At 64.4% G+C, this 15,841-nt stretch carries 10 protein-coding genes and 1 tRNA gene; 8 read left to right on the forward strand and 3 right to left on the reverse strand.

Features of this window, described 5'->3' with window-relative positions; genetic code table 11:
* Nucleotides 1-48: 48 nt before the first annotated feature.
* Together E3T46_RS17780 and E3T46_RS06040 are read right to left on the reverse strand one after the other, a co-directional pair.
* The gene (locus tag E3T46_RS17780) at nt 49-219 is read right to left on the reverse strand and encodes a hypothetical protein (RefSeq protein WP_166790181.1); all 171 of its coding nucleotides are present in this window, start codon (nt 217-219) and stop codon (nt 49-51) included.
* Nucleotides 220-270: 51 nt separating this feature from the next.
* Nucleotides 271-356, reverse strand: a tRNA-Leu gene (locus tag E3T46_RS06040).
* Nucleotides 357-393: 37 nt separating this feature from the next.
* Here E3T46_RS06040 and E3T46_RS06045 point away from each other — a divergent pair.
* Nucleotides 394-999: a response regulator gene (locus E3T46_RS06045; RefSeq protein WP_035879545.1), complete on the forward strand. Its 606-nt coding sequence runs from the start codon at nt 394-396 to the stop codon at nt 997-999.
* 133 nt (nt 1,000-1,132) lie between these two features.
* Nucleotides 1,133-4,759 (forward strand): bifunctional RecB family nuclease/DEAD/DEAH box helicase, encoded by a 3,627-nt coding sequence (locus tag E3T46_RS06050; RefSeq protein WP_134577848.1) that lies wholly within the window; start codon nt 1,133-1,135, stop codon nt 4,757-4,759.
* On the opposite strand, the gene E3T46_RS06055 is transcribed toward E3T46_RS06050, so the two are convergent.
* Entirely contained in the window at nt 4,756-5,181 is a 426-nt protein-coding gene (locus tag E3T46_RS06055) for a hotdog fold thioesterase (protein ID WP_134577849.1), read from the reverse strand. The two genes, E3T46_RS06050 and E3T46_RS06055, sit on opposite strands and share 4 nt — an antisense overlap.
* Nucleotides 5,182-5,234: 53 nt before the next feature.
* Here E3T46_RS06055 and polA point away from each other — a divergent pair, with 53 nt between their 5' ends.
* The 6 genes from polA to uvrB all read left to right on the forward strand — a co-directional run bounded on the left by polA (nt 5,235) and on the right by uvrB (nt 15,829).
* Nucleotides 5,235-7,907 (forward strand): DNA polymerase I, encoded by a 2,673-nt coding sequence (gene polA / locus E3T46_RS06060; RefSeq protein WP_134577850.1) that lies wholly within the window; start codon nt 5,235-5,237, stop codon nt 7,905-7,907.
* 143 nt (nt 7,908-8,050) lie between these two features.
* Nucleotides 8,051-9,727 carry a DUF885 domain-containing protein gene (locus tag E3T46_RS06065; protein ID WP_134577851.1) on the forward strand — a complete coding sequence of 559 codons (1,677 nt, stop codon included), beginning with the start codon at nt 8,051-8,053 and terminating at the stop codon, nt 9,725-9,727.
* 199 nt (nt 9,728-9,926) lie between these two features.
* The gene (gene rpsA, locus E3T46_RS06070) at nt 9,927-11,381 is read left to right on the forward strand and encodes a 30S ribosomal protein S1 (protein WP_092448535.1); all 1,455 of its coding nucleotides are present in this window, start codon (nt 9,927-9,929) and stop codon (nt 11,379-11,381) included.
* 334 nt (nt 11,382-11,715) lie between these two features.
* Complete coding sequence (locus tag E3T46_RS06075; protein WP_166790182.1) at nt 11,716-12,693, forward strand: response regulator; 978 nt, start codon at nt 11,716-11,718, stop codon at nt 12,691-12,693.
* 377 nt (nt 12,694-13,070) lie between these two features.
* A complete protein-coding gene (gene coaE, locus E3T46_RS06085) occupies nt 13,071-13,736 on the forward strand; it encodes a dephospho-CoA kinase (RefSeq protein ID WP_134577854.1) in 666 nt (221 codons plus the stop codon).
* 29 nt (nt 13,737-13,765) lie between these two features.
* Nucleotides 13,766-15,829 carry an excinuclease ABC subunit UvrB gene (gene uvrB / locus E3T46_RS06090; RefSeq protein ID WP_134577855.1) on the forward strand — a complete coding sequence of 688 codons (2,064 nt, stop codon included), beginning with the start codon at nt 13,766-13,768 and terminating at the stop codon, nt 15,827-15,829.
* The last annotated feature ends 12 nt before the right edge of the window (nt 15,830-15,841 follow it).

The following is a 15,841-nucleotide window of genomic DNA, read 5'->3' on the forward strand; positions in this document are numbered from 1 at the left end:
CGAAAAGCCCCGCCCGATCATCTCGGGCGGGGCTTTTGTGCGTGCGTTTTATAGAACGGGAGGCTTCTCTGGTCGCGTGTCCAGCCATTCCTGGTGCTGCCGCAGCCCCGAGCGGATGGCGTTTCGAATCACGAAATAGGCCATCCAAAACCCCAGTGCGATCAGCGCCGGATAGATCAGTAACGACAGGTAGCCCCAATACGCCATGTTATTCATCATCGGTCCAGCCTGACAGGTGCGGGCGTGTCAACACAAACTGGCCGTGATTTCTGGTACCGGTGGTGGGACTCGAACCCACACGTCCTTGCGAACAAAGCATTTTGAGTGCTCCGCGTCTGCCATTCCGCCACACCGGCTTACAACTACTCGTTCAGAATACCGTAGGCTTTCCTCGTGACCGACCAAGACAGCACCCCCACCCCTCCGCGCCGCGTTGTCGTCGCTGAGGACGAATCCCTCATCCGCCTCGACATCGTCGAGATTCTGCGCGACAACGGCTTTGAAGTCGTCGGCGAAGCCGGTGACGGAGAAACTGCGGTCGCCTTGGCACGGGAGCTCCGCCCCGACCTGGTCATCATGGACGTCAAGATGCCCCAGCTCGACGGCATCAGCGCGGCTGAACGCCTCTCCAAGGAGCACATCGCTCCGGTGGTTCTGCTGACCGCATTCAGCCAGAAGGAACTGGTGGAGCGCGCCACGGAAGCCGGCGCCCTCGCTTACGTCGTCAAGCCCTTCACCCCCAACGACCTGCTGCCGGCCATCGAGATCGCCCTCTCGCGCTACAGCCAGATCATCACCCTCGAGGCCGAGGTCGCCGACCTGGTCGAACGGTTCGAGACCCGTAAGCTCGTCGACCGGGCCAAGGGCCTGCTGAACGAGAAGATGGGCTTGACCGAGCCGGAGGCCTTCCGCTGGATTCAGAAAGCCTCGATGGACCGTCGCCTCACCATGCACGACGTGTCGCAGGCGATCATCGAGCAGCTCAGCGCCAAGAAGTAGAAAAGTTCCAGAGAACGGCCCGGCAGATCCTGCCGGGCCGTTGTGCGTTGCGGCCGGGACGGGTGGCCGGCTGGCGGTTCGGATTCTATGTCGGTGGTGTCCGATACGCTCGAAAAAGAGCAAGGGTGGGCGCATGTTTTTACTGGACGGCAGCGTGGTGACGAGCGCAAGTGACCTGAGCGCGGCATCCGTTTGCGAATTTGCCTACCTGCGCCGCATCGACGCGCGGCTCGGCCGCATCGACGTCGTGGCCGACCAGGTCGACGCCATGCTGCAACGCACCTCGCGGCTCGGCGACCAGCACGAACACCGGGTGCTCGAGCGGTACCGGCTCGACCAATCTGTGGTCGAAATTGCCCGTCCAGAGCGGATGGACCGCCCGGCCCTCGAGACAGCCGTCGACGACACGCGGCTCGCTTTCAGCACTGGCGCTGAAGTCATCTTTCAGGCCACGTTCTTTGACCCCGACTTCGGCTCGCCCACCGCAGACATCGCCTTCCTCGGGTTCGCCGACTTCATCGTGCGCCAGAGCGACGGTTCCTGGCTGCTGCAGGACACCAAACTCGCCCGGCATGCCCGGGTTGCAGCGCTGCTGCAGCTCGCCGCCTACGCCGAGCAACTGGAGCGCATCGGAGTTGCCACGGCTCGTTCGGTCGAACTGCTGCTCGGCGACGGTTCCGTGAGCGTGCACCGCCTCGCCGACATTCGGCCGGTCTATCGCAAACGCCGGCAGCGGCTGGTGCAGATCATTGCCGAGCGTCTCGCCGACACCGTCGCCGTCGCCTGGGGAGACCCGCGGTACACCGTCTGCGGGCGTTGTGCCAGCTGTGAGACCGAGGTGCAGGAGCAGCGCGATCCGCTGCTGGTTGCCGGGCTGCGGCTTTCGCAGCGTGCCCGGCTGGCGGCCGGCGGCATCCGCACCATTGACGACCTCGCGGCATCGACCGGCAGTACCGACGGAATGGCCGAGTCGACGCTCACCGCCCTGCGCACGCAGGCGCGGCTGCAGCTGCAGGCGGTGGCGGGCACTGCCCCGCCGGTTGACCTGTACAACGCGGGTGCACTGATGGTGTTGCCCGAACCGAACCCCGGCGACATCTTCTTCGACTTCGAGGGCGACCCGCTCTACTCTGAGGGAGACGCGTCTGAGGGAGACGCGTCTGAGGGAGACGCGTCTGAGGGAGACGCGTCTGAGGGAGACGTGACGGAAGGCAGCGCGACCGCGGGCACCAGCACGCAGTGGGGCCTCGACTACCTGTTCGGACTGGTCGATACCGATGAAACCTTTCATGCCTTCTGGGCACACAGCTGGGCCGAGGAGCGCTTCGCGCTCACCGACTTTCTGGCTTACCTCGCCGATCGCCGAGCTCGGTTTCCGGGCATGCACGTGTACCACTACGCCGCGTACGAGCGCACCCACCTACTCAGCCTGGCCGCTCGGCACGGCGTAGGCGAAGACCAGATCGACCAGCTGTTGCGTGAGAACGTGCTGGTCGACCTGTACCCGCTGGTTCGCAAGACGATGCGCGTGGGGTCGCGTTCCTACTCGATCAAGAAGCTCGAACCCCTCTACATGGGGGCCGAGTTGCGCGGTGGCGAGGTCACCAACGCGGCCGATTCCATCACCGAATACGCTGCAGCCCGCGACCTGCACGAGCACGGAGATCGGGCCGAAGCGCAGCGCATGCTCGACTCCATCGCCGACTACAACCGCTACGACTGCGTGTCAACGCTGCGCCTGCGCGACTGGCTGCGCGCGCTGGCACGCGGGGCCGGCATCCGCTCTGCTGGCACGCCACTCGAAGCGGATGCCGACACGGTAGAGCCGTCGCCGGTGCGGGACACCCTGCTCGCCCTCGCAGCCCCGGTCGGCCATGCCCCGCGCAGCATTGACCAGACCGCGGCCGCCTTTGCCGCCGCAGCGATCGACTACCACCGGCGTGAGCAGAAGAGTTTCTGGTGGGGGCACTATTTTCGACTCGAGTACCCGATCGACGAATGGCAGGACACCCGCGACGTGCTCGTCGTTGAAAACGTTGCCGTGGAACGCGACTGGTTTCGTGAGGGTAAGCAGCGCGTCGACCGCCGGCACCTGTGGCTGCGCGGACGACTTGCACCCGGCAGCAGTATCAAACCGGGCGACCAGACCGGCCCGTACCTGCTCTACGACTACCCGGGGCCGTTCCAGAACCCCGACACCGCGGAGGGCGCCCGCGCCCACCGCACCGTGAAGGTGCTCGAGGTCAGCGACGACGGTGGCATCCTGGTCGAAGAGACGCTACTCGCAGACACCGCCCGGTACGACCACCGGCCGAGCGCCCTCGCGCCCGCTGCCCCGCCGCGGCCGATGCAGCAGAAGCCCGCCATCGATGAGTGGGCCGCTGCCATCGTCGACGCCCAGCCGTGCTGGCCGAGCGACCCGATGGTCGACATTCTGCGCCGCACTCCGCCGCGTACCCGCACGGGGCAGCTGACGACCGTCGCGGCCGCCGGCACCACGATCGACGCCGTCATTGCGACGCTGCTCGACCTCGACCACTCCTACCTCGCGATCCAGGGGCCGCCCGGGACCGGCAAAACCTATCTCGGTGCCCACGTCATGACCGCGCTCGTGCAGCAGCACGGTTGGAAGATCGGTGTCGTCGCGCAATCCCATGCGGTCGTCGAGAATCTTCTTTGCGCTGTCGTCTCGGCGGGGCTGGATCCGGACGTCGTGGGCAAGGTGGCGAAGACCGGGGCCGACCCGGCCGATGCCGCCTTCACTGTACTGCCGAAGGACGGCCAGCTGCTCTTCGCGCTCGACCATGCCGCGACCGGATTCGTGATCGGCGGCACCGCCTGGGACTTCAGCAATCCTGCGCGCGTGCCACGCCACAGCCTCGATCTGCTGGTCGTCGACGAAGCCGGGCAGTTCTCACTCGCTTCGACGATCGCGTCAAGCGTCGGCGCCCAGGACCTGCTGCTGCTGGGCGACCCGCAGCAACTACCGCAGGTCAGCCAGGGCACCCATCCCGAGCCAATCGACCAGTCCGCGCTCGGCTGGGTCGCCGCCGGCCACGACGTACTGCCCGCCGACCGGGGCTATTTTCTCGCCGAAAGTCGCCGCATGCATCCGGCGGTGACCGCTCCCGTCTCCCGGCTGTCCTATGGCGGCCTTTTGCGCGCCAACCCGGTCACCTCGACCCGGTCGCTCACCGGCATAGCGCCCGGTGTGCACGCGGTGCCCGTCGTGCACACCGGCAACGCCATCTCCTCACCCGAAGAAGCTCATGTCGTGGTGGACCTCGTGCAGACCACACTCGGCCGGCTGTGGACCGACCCGAGTGCCGACCGGCTGAATGACTCGCTGACCGAAGCCGACGTGATCGTCGTCACGCCATACAACGCCCAGCTCACCCTGGTGCGGCAGTCCCTCGATGCTGCAGGTTACCCGGGCGTGCGGGTTGGCACCGTCGACAAATTCCAGGGCCAGGAGGCCGCCGTCGCGATCGTTACGCTTGCGGCCAGTTCGGCCGAGGATGTGCCGCGCGGCCTGTCGTTCCTGATCATGAAGAACCGCCTGAACGTCGCCATCTCACGCGCGAAATGGGCCGCGTACCTGGTCTATTCGCCGGCGTTGACCCAGTATTTGCCGGTGACACCGGCCGGTGTCACCGAACTCAGTGCGTTCATCAGCCTGGTGGAGCCGGACCCCGCAGAGAAGTCAGGCCCCGCAGAGAAGTCAGGCCCCGCAGAAAAGACCGGCTACGCAGCCAACTAGGCGTGCGGCGGCAGGTCCTTGATGATATTGGTGATGCGAATCGTCGAGCAGCGTCGACCGGCGTCGTCGGTGACCACGATCTCGTGCGTGGTGAGCGTACGGCCGAGGTGAATCGGCGTGCAGACCCCGGTCACGTAGCCCGACGTCGCCGAGCGGTTGTGCGAGGCGTTGATCTCAATGCCTACGGCGAGCTTGCCCGGTCCGGCGTGCAGATTTGCTGCCATTGAGCCGAGGGACTCGCCGAGCACGACGTAGGCGCCGCCGTGCATGAGCATGGCCGGTTGCGTGTTGCCAGCCACGGGCATCCGTGCCACTGCCCGGTCAATCGTGAATTCGGTGAACTCCAGCCCCATCTTGTCGGCGAGGTCTCCGCAACCGCGCTGCTGAACCCAGGCGAGTGCATCGTCAGTCGTATTGAACATGATCACCTTTGGTCGGGGGAGCCCACGCAGGAAGACACTTGTAGGCTGGGGGAGTGTTGGACTCCGAAAAGCCTACCCTGATGATCATCGACGGCCATTCCCTGGCGTTCCGGGCGTTCTTCGCCCTGCCAGTGGACAGCTTCCAGACCCACGCCGGGCAGCATACGAACGCCATCCACGGCTTTCTGTCGATGCTGCTCAGCCTGCTGCGCAATGAGAAGCCGACCCACCTCGCGGTCGCCTTCGATATCTCCCGTGCTTCCTTTCGCACCCGGGAATACCCCGAATACAAGGGCACCCGCAATGCGACGCCGCCGGAATTCCTCGGCCAGATTCCGCTGCTGCAGGAAGCCCTCGCCGCGATGAACATCACCACCATCACCAAGGAAGACTTCGAGGCCGACGATATCGTCGCGACCCTTTCGGTCGAAGGCAGCGCAGCCGGCTACAACGTGCTCGTCGTTTCCGGCGACCGCGATGCCATTCAGCTGGTCAACGAGACCGTCACTCTGCTCTACCCGGCCAGCCAGGGCGTGTCGGCCCTCACCCGCTACGACCCGGCTCGGGTGCGCGAACGCTACGGCATCGAACCGGAGCAGTACCCCGACGTGGCCGCGCTCGTCGGCGAAACCAGCGACAACCTGATCGGCATCAGCAAGGTCGGCGAGAAGACCGCCGTGAAGTGGCTCGGTCTATACGGCAGCCTCGATGGCATCCTGGAACACGCCGACGAGATCAAGGGGGTCGTTGGCAACAACCTGCGCGAGCAGAAGGAGAACGCGATTCGCAACCGCCGGCTCAACCGCCTGGTCACCAACCTGGAGCTGCCGATGGCCGTCGCCGCGCTCGAACGCGGCGCCATGGACACCGACGCGGTGCGGGACATCTTTACCCGCCTCGAATTCAAAACCCTGCTCGACCGGGTGCTCAAGCTGGCCGGCGAGGACCCGGCGGTTGAAGCATCCGTTACCGTCATTGTGGAGGTCCCCGCCGTGCAGGCGCCCGTCGCGCAGGATCTGCTCGACGAAGAGCTGCAATCCTGGCTTGACCGGGCCACCGTGACTCACCCGGCGGGCCTTGGCCTCACGGTGGAGGTGCAGGACGGCAAGGCAATCGGTTTCGGGCTGGCCAGCCCGACCGAAACCATCAACCTGCCCTGGCAGCCCGGGCGTAAGGACTACGCCCCGCTCGAAGCGTGGCTCGCGAGCGCAGCTCCGAAGATCATGAACGACGCCAAACACCAGGTGAAGGCGCTGCGTCGCAGCGGGCTGCCCTTCGCCGGCCTCGCCTTCGACACCCTGGTCGGCGCCTGGCTCTTCCGCCCCGGCGGCCCCGACAAAACCCTGGCCGACCTCGTGTCGCGCTACCTCGACGAGACCGTGCCCATGGCCGACCCCAACCAGCTCGTTCCCGACGAGACCCAGCAGGCCGGCGCTCCCGCCCAGGCCTGGTTCACCCTGCGCCTGTTTGCCGCCGTCGAGAAAGTCCTCGACCCCGGCTCGCTCAAGTTGCTGCTCGAGATCGAACTGCCGACCCTGCTGGCCCTGGCCGACATGGAACTGGCCGGCGTCAGCGTCTCGCACGAGCAGCTCGCCGAACTGTCCGCCGAGCTCGGTGCGAGTACGGCCAGCCTCGCCGCCGCCGCCTACGCGGAGATCGGCCGTGAGGTGAACCTCGGTTCACCCAAGCAACTGCAAGACGTGTTGTTCACCCAGCTCGAGATGCCCAAGACCCGCGCCAACAAGACCGGTTTTTCAACGGATGCCGGCGCTCTCGCCGACCTGCAGGCCAGCAACCCGCATCCGTTCCTCGACCTGCTGCTCAAACACCGCGACGCCACCAAGCTGCGCCAGATCGTGGAAACCCTCGACAAGGCCATCGACACGACCGGCCGCATCCACACCACCTACGTGCAGATCGGCACCACCACCGGCCGCATCTCCTCGAACGACCCGAACCTGCAGAACATCCCGGTGCGCACCGAGGAAGGACGGCGCATCCGCGCGGCCTTCCAGGCCGGCGCCGACAGCGAGAGCCTGCTCACCGCCGACTACTCCCAGATCGAAATGCGCATCATGGCGCACCTCTCCGAAGACGCCGGCCTGATCGAAGCGTTCAACGCCGGCGAAGACCTGCACCGGTTCGTCGGTTCCCGCATTTTCGGTGTCGATCCCGCCGACGTGTCCGGCGAAATGCGCAGCAAGGTCAAGGCCATGAGCTACGGGCTCGCCTACGGCCTCAGCGCCTTCGGCCTGTCCAAGCAGCTTCGCATCGACACTAAAGAGGCCAAGCAGCTCATGACCGACTATTTCGAGCGGTTCGGTGCGGTGCGCGACTACCTGCGCAACGTCGTCGAGCAGGCCAAGGTCGACGGTTACACCGAGACCATCTTCGGGCGGCGTCGGCCGTTCCCCGACCTGGCCAGCCCGAAACGGGTGCTGCGCGACAACGCCGAACGAGCGGCACTGAACGCGCCGATCCAGGGCTCGGCGGCCGACATTATGAAGATCGCCATGAACGGTATCGCCGCCGATCTGACGGATGCCTCGATGGAGTCCCGCATGCTGCTGCAGGTGCACGACGAATTGATTTTCGATGTGGCCCCGGGGGAATGGGACGCCCTGCGTCAGGTCGTCACCCACAATATGGAGTCCGCTGCCGACCTGCTCGTTCCGCTGACCGTGCAGGTCGGTCGCGGCGCCAACTGGGACGCCGCCGCGCACTAGTCCAACTGAGCGCGGTTGAAGGGCTGAGGGGCCCACTGCGTCCTTCCCCGCCCGGTTTGCGAGCGACTCACTCTCTCGGGTTGACCGGCCAATTTCCCCAATTGGGGGGTTCGCAACGAACCGCCGTGTTCTAGGCTCGATGCATGACAAACGACATCCAGCGCACTCCCACGGCCATCGACCAGATTGCCGAAGAGTGGGTGGATACCCTCGTCGACCTCGACCCCACCGTGGGTACCTACATCGGCCGTACAGCGGGAGACGGTCGCTACGGCGACTACTCCCCGGCCGGTCATGAACGGTTCCTCGACGCGGCGAAGACGACGATCGCGCAGTTGGATGCCGCCCGCCCGGTGGACAGCGTCGACGAAGTCACGCAGACCGACCTGCGCAGCGAACTGTCGCTCACCGTTGAAAGCTCCGACGCGCAGCTGCAGCTCCGAGACCTCAACGTCATCGCCTCGCCCGCGCAGGAGATCCGCGAAATCTTCGACCTCATGCCCACGAAAACCGTCGAGGACTGGGCCAACATCTCCCGCCGTCTCGGCAACCTGCCGGCAGCCATCGACGGCTACATCGAGACCCTGCGCCGCGGCATCGAACGCGGCGTGACACCGGCGCGCCGCCAGGTGCGGGAGGTACTCGCCCAGGCCCAGCGCCACGCTTCCAACGACGGGTTTTTCGCCGAATTCACCGCGAATGCCTCGCTCGACACCGGAACCCTACCCGCCTCCCTGGCCAAGGATCTCGGCCTCGGTGCCCGCCAATCGGCGACCGCGTACGACAAGCTCGCCACCTTCTTCCGCGACGAGCTCGAGGGTAAGGCCACCGAAAACGACGCGATCGGCCGTGACCTGTACTCCCTCGCCTCCCGCCGCTTTCTCGGCGCCACCATCGACCTGGATGAGACCTACGAGTGGGGCATCGAAGAACTCGCCCGCATGGTTGAAGAGCAAGAGAAGGTCGCCGACCAGATCAAGCCCGGCGCCAGCGTGCTCGAAGCCATCGCCTACCTCGACACCGACCCGAGCCGCAAACTGCACGGCACCCAGGCGCTCCAGGAGTGGATGCAGAAAACCAGCGACAAGGCCGTCGCCGACCTGGCTGAGACCCAGTTCGACATTCCCGACGAGATCAAAACCATCGAGTGCATGATCGCCCCCACCCAGGAGGGCGGCATCTACTACACCGGCCCGACCGACGACTTCTCCCGGCCCGGCCGCATGTGGTGGTCCGTTCCGGTCGGCGTCACCGAATTCGACACCTGGCGTGAACTGACGACCGTGTACCACGAAGGCGTGCCCGGCCATCACCTGCAGATCGGGCAGGCCGTCTACAACCGAGCCAAGCTCAACACCTGGCGCCGCCAGCTGGCCGGCACCTCGGGCCACGCCGAGGGCTGGGCGCTCTACGCCGAACGCCTGATGGAACAACTCGGCTACCTCGACGACCCGGCCGATCGTCTCGGCATGCTCGACGGGCAGCGGATGCGCGCAGCTCGCGTGGTCCTCGACATCGGGGTGCACCTCGGCAAACAACTGCCGGACGGCTCCGGCCCCTGGACCGCCGACTACGCCTTCGAATTTCTCGGCCAGAACGTCAACATGAACAAGAGCTTCGTCAAATTCGAGGTCAACCGCTACTTGGGCTGGCCGGGCCAGGCCCCCTCCTACAAGGTCGGCCAGCGCATCTGGGAGCAGCTGCGCGACGCTGCACAGCAGCGCCAGGGCGCCGCCTTCTCTATCAAGGAGTTTCACCGCGCCGCCCTCGACCTCGGCGGCGTCGGGCTGGACACGCTGCGCTCTGCGTTGCTGAAGTAGGGCATCCGCTTGTGTCGGCGGGCTGGTCGAGTTGCCCGCGGGGGAGTCGGGTAGCTAGTATGGAGTGTCACATTTGTGATGCCTATCCGCTGCCATGCGCGGAGCGTTCCACGGTCTTTCTGTACCGCGGAGCATCCAAAAACACCTGCACTATTTTTCGCGTCTGGCCCGACTATGTCCATCCTGGAGCAACTACTACATGACAATCGCAACGACCGAACGGGCACCCAAGCAGGTCGCCATCAACGACATTGGATCTGCTGAAGACTTTCTTGCCGCGGTCGAAAAGACTCTGAAATTCTTCAACGACGGAGACCTCATCGAGGGCACCGTAGTGAAGATCGACCGCGACGAGGTTCTCCTCGACGTTGGGTACAAGACTGAGGGTGTCATCCCCTCTCGCGAACTTTCCATCAAGCACGACGTTGACCCCTCTGAGGTTGTCAAGGTCGGCGACCTGGTCGAGGCCCTCGTTCTTCAGAAAGAAGACAAAGAAGGCCGCCTCATCCTCTCCAAGAAGCGCGCTCAGTACGAGCGTGCATGGGGTGACGTTGAGAAGATCAAGGAGTCCGACGGTGTTGTCACCGGTTCGGTCATCGAGGTCGTCAAGGGTGGACTCATCGTCGACATCGGCCTGCGCGGCTTCCTGCCGGCATCGCTCATCGAACTTCGTCGCGTTCGCGACCTGACCCCGTACCTGGGCCAGGAAATCGAAGCGAAGATCCTCGAACTCGACAAGAACCGCAACAACGTTGTGCTGTCGCGTCGCGCCCTGCTCGAGCAGACGCAGAGCGAAAGCCGCACCACGTTCCTCAACAACCTCCAGAAGGGACAGGTCCGCAAGGGCGTCGTCTCCTCGATCGTCAACTTCGGCGCGTTCGTCGACCTCGGCGGCGTCGATGGTCTGGTTCACGTTTCCGAGCTCAGCTGGAAGCACATTGAGCACGCCAGCGAGGTCGTTGAAGTTGGCCAGGAAGTCACCGTCGAGATCCTCGAAGTTGACCTCGAGCGCGAGCGCGTCTCGCTGTCGCTCAAGGCTACGCAGGAAGACCCGTGGCAGGTCTTCGCCCGCACCCACGCCATCGGCCAGGTTGCACCGGGTAAGGTCACCAAGCTCGTTCCGTTCGGTGCGTTCGTTCGCGTCGCAGAGGGCATCGAGGGCCTCGTGCACATCAGCGAGCTCTCCGGCAAGCACGTCGAGCTCGCCGAGCAGGTTGTCTCGGTCGGCGACGAGGTCTTCGTCAAGGTCATCGACATTGACCTCGAGCGTCGCCGCATCTCGTTGAGCCTCAAGCAGGCCAACGATGGCGTCGACCCCGACGGCACCGAGTTCGACCCGGCGCTCTACGGAATGCTCACCGAGTACGACGACAAGGGCCAGTACAAGTACCCCGAGGGCTTCGACTCCGAGACCAACGAGTGGCGCGAAGGCTTTGACGAGCAGCGCGAAAAGTGGGAGCAGGACTACGCTGCAGCCCAGGCTCGCTGGGAAGCCCACAAGAAGCAGGTTTCGACCGCGAACGACGAGATCGCTGCCCCCAGCGACGTCGCACCGGCCGGCTCTGCCTTCTCGAGCGAGTCGGCTGGCGCCGGCACGCTTGCCGACGACGAAGCACTCGCGGCTCTCCGCGAGAAGCTCTCCGGCGGCAACTAGCACCACAGCTTAACCACAGCGCTGTTTCACAGCTACGCAGTGTGACTGCGCACGTCGGGCCGCATCTTTCGGGATGCGGCCCGCCGTGTTTAACCGGGGCGAGGAAAGCGGATGCCGACGGACCGCGCTCACAGTGGCATCCGCCGTCACTACGCAGCCGTCATTAGACACGTCGTGGTTCGTGGTATACCTAGTAGTGAGGAAATTTCCTCTATTTTGTTGCGTCCCGGTATTTACACAATTACCGAGCGGATGCGGCTATCCCCATGTGCGATCGGTTTCTGGCTGGAATGGCACAGTGCGCAACGGTTTCACAGCCTCATCGGAGAGTTTCATGAATAGTTTTCGTCCCGTTACTTACGCCGGCAACCGGGTCGAGAACAATTCTGAATGGCGGAGCTCGACTGACGACGCAGGCACACCGTTCGACGGAGCTCTGTCATCGTCAGCCAACGGCCTGCCGCGCCGTGCTGGCCGAACGATCACCGACGGCGATCCGCTTGCCGATACGGCGTCAGCGCCCAACCCCAGCGCCGTGGTCAGAGCATCTTCCGGCTCCGGACCGCAGCAATCTTTGATACCCGAGGACGAAAATGGTACTGCAGTCGGGGAAGGCTCCCTGCACGAAGTGATCGCCACGGCTGACCACGACTCCAAATTCTTTTTCCCGGGTCTCCGCGACGCCGTTACCGCCGATGCTGAGTCAGGGGCAACGTCCACTGCCCTCGTCGTCGAGGACGACCACAAGTCGGCGAAGCTCGTCCGTCTTTTCCTCGAAGCCGAAGGTTTCGCGGTGGTTGTCGCATCCTCAGGCGAGGAGGCACTCGTTCTCGCCCGCAAAATTCCGCTCAGCCTCATCACCCTCGACGTGAAATTGCCGGGCATAGACGGGTGGAATTTTTTGCTGCAGCTGCATGATTCGCCAAAACTTGCGTTAATTCCGGTCGTGGTCATTGCCGGCGATGCGGACATGAGTGTGGCGCTGAGTCGTGGCGCAGCGGCCGTGCTGGAAAAACCGCTCCAGCGCGCGGAACTGCAGAATTCCCTTGCCCTGCTGGGGTTGTGCCCCAATCGTTCCTATCCCCGCCGCATTCTTGTCGTTGACGAAGACCGGGAAACCATCGGGCAGGTGACGTCGTATGTGGAGAAACCCACCTACTGCGTCAAATCTGCTGAGACCGGCGATCCGGCGATCACCGACGAGCAACAAGACACCATCGACAGCGATCCAGGACAACCCGTCGTCGTCATGAACAAACCAGACCTCAACGGTGAGGCGTTACTTGCTGAGATCAAGCGCGTCCTCGAATAAGCAGATACGTTGACGCGCATGGGGGAGGAATTGACAGGCGAAGTGCTTGGGGGATTCCTGGAGGCTGGCAATGACCACGACCTCGACGCCATCATGGGCTACTTCGCAAACGATTGCGTCGTCTCCATGCCGCGAGGAACTCCGCCCCGTGGCGACCAATACGTGGGCAAGGACGAGGTTCGGGCGAGCCTGGCAAAACGATTCGAGGGCATCCCGAACGTGCACTACGGGAACGACCAACACTGGGTCTGCGGTGATGATTTCGGGTATCCGAGTGAACCCAGACCGAAACTTCGACGCGGGGGCCCGCGAGGAGTCGGCGCATTCGCTTGGCGCTTGCGCGCGGTGCAAGCCGAGCCAGCAGATAGTCTGGCGGGATGTATCTGATTGGGCTGACCGGCGGTATCGCGTCGGGCAAGAGCACAGTGGCGAAACGGTTGGCGGAGCTCGGCGCTGTGGGCATTGACGCCGACCAGTTGGCCCGCGAGGTCGTCGCACCCGGCACTGTCGGCCTCGCCGCGATCCAAGCGGAGTTCGGCGATAGTGTGGTGTTGCCGGATGGCAGTCTCAACCGGCCGGCGCTCGGTGCCATCATCTTCGCTGATCCGGAGCGACGCGAACGATTGAACGCGATCACCCACCCGGCGGTGCGCCAGCTCACCCGCGACCGGATTGCAGCCGCGGACGCCGCCGATCCGCATGCCATCGTGGTTTATGACGTTCCGCTTTTGGCCGAGGCTGTCGCCGGCGGCCTGGTGACCTTCGATCTCGTCGTGGTCGTGCACGCCGATGCCGCAACCCGAATTCAGCGCATGATCGACCTCCGCGGGTTGACCGAGGCGGAAGCTACTCAGCGGATTGGAGCCCAAGCCACTGACGAGGAGCGCCTCGCCATCGCTGACGTTGTGATCAACAACACCGGGTCCATCGCCGCGACACTAGCGCCGGTCGACGCGCTCTGGGAGCGGGTTCTCGCGGCTGAAGCCGGCAAGATCGCTGTGACCGACGGCATCCGCTCGCCGTCTTCTGCTGCGCAAGACTGACTGTCAGACCGCCTTTGTAGAATGAAGGTATGGAACCAACGCGCTCTGTGAACCCGTTTGAAGTGGTCAGTGAGTACACGCCGAGTGGCGATCAGCCGGCCGCGATCGCTGACCTGACGGCCCGTATCAACGCCGGCGAAACCGACATCGTACTGCTCGGTGCCACGGGAACCGGCAAGTCGGCGACGACCGCCTGGCTGATCGAGCAGGTGCAACGTCCGACGCTCGTTCTGGCCCACAATAAGACGCTGGCCGCCCAGCTGGTGAATGAATTCCGCGACCTCATGCCCAACAATGCGGTCGAATACTTCGTCTCCTACTACGACTACTACCAGCCGGAAGCCTACGTACCCCAGACCGACACCTTCATCGAGAAGGACTCCTCAATCAACGAAGAGGTCGAACGGCTGCGGCACTCCACCACGAACTCGCTGCTGAGCCGCCGCGACGTCATCGTGGTGTCGACGGTGTCGTGTATCTACGGTCTGGGCACGCCGGAAGGCTACATGCAGGCCATGATCGCCCTGCAGGTGGGGCAGAAGGTCAGTCGCGACTGGTTGGTGCGCAAATTCGTCGCCATGCAGTACAAGCGCAACGATGTCGACTTCTCTCGCGGCAACTTTCGGGTTCGCGGCGACACCATCGAGATCATCCCCATGTACGAAGAGCTCGCGATTCGCATCGAGATGTTCGGCGACGAGATCGAGGCGCTGCACAGCCTGCATCCGCTCACCGGTGACATCGTCAAGACACTCGACGCGGTCTCGGTCTTTCCCGGCTCGCACTATGTCGCGAGCGACGACGTCATGCGCCGGGCGATCGGCACCATTGAAATCGAACTGGCCGACCGCCTCCAGGTGCTCGAGCGCGAGGGGAAACTGCTCGAAGCCCAGCGGCTGCGCATGCGCACCACCTTCGATCTCGAGATGATGGAGCAGATCGGCTTCTGCTCGGGTATCGAGAACTACTCCCGGCACATCGACGCGCGCGAACCGGGGGAGGCTCCGCACTGCCTGCTCGACTATTTTCCCGACGATTTTCTCATGGTCATCGACGAGTCGCACGTGACCGTGCCGCAGATCGGCGCCATGTATGAGGGCGATTCCTCGCGCAAGCGCACCCTCGTCGACCACGGCTTTCGGCTGCCGAGCGCGCTCGACAACCGACCGCTCAAGTTCAACGAGTTCAAGAACCGAGTCGGTCAGACCGTGTATCTGTCGGCCACGCCGGGTAAATACGAGATGGGCATAGCGGATGGCATCGTCGAGCAGATCATCCGCCCGACCGGCCTGATCGACCCGCAAATCATCGTCAAGCCGAGCAAAGGCCAGATCGACGACCTGCTCGAAGAGATCAAGAAGCGTTCTGAACGCAACGAACGCGTACTGGTCACGACGCTCACCAAGAAGATGGCCGAGAACCTCACCGACTTTCTCACCGAGGCTGGGGTACGGGTGCGCTACCTGCACTCGGACGTCGACACCCTGCGCCGGGTGGAGCTGCTCACCGAACTGCGCGCCGGAATCTACGACGTGCTCGTCGGCATCAACCTGCTGCGTGAGGGCCTCGACCTGCCCGAGGTATCCCTCGTCGCCATCCTCGACGCCGACAAGGAGGGCTTCCTGCGCTCGGCCACGTCGCTCATCCAGACCATCGGGCGCGCCGCCCGCAACGTGTCCGGCGAGGTACACATGTACGCCGACCGGCTCACCGCCTCGATGGAAAAGGCGATCGACGAGACCGACCGCCGCCGCGAGAAGCAGGTCGCCTACAACACGCTGCACGGCATCGATCCGACCCCGCTGCGCAAACGCATCGGCGACATCACCGAGGCCCTCGCCCGCGAAGAGGCCGACACCGCCGAACTTCTCGCCGGTCGCGATGCCCGCCGTAAGTCGTCGACGCCCAACCGCCGGGTCGGCCTGGCAGCGAACGGTGCCAACGACCTCGAGTCGATCATCGCCGACCTCAATTCGCAGATGCTCGAGGCTGCTGGCGAGCTGAAGTTCGAGCTCGCCGCCCGCCTGCGCGATGAGCTCTCCGAGCTCAAGCGCGAGTTGCGCCAGATGGAGAAGGCCGGCCACCTGCAATAACCGCGACCGCGC

This window comes from Cryobacterium sp. Hh11, from assembly GCF_004404045.1.
In the GTDB taxonomy this organism is placed as follows: domain Bacteria; phylum Actinomycetota; class Actinomycetes; order Actinomycetales; family Microbacteriaceae; genus Cryobacterium; species Cryobacterium levicorallinum.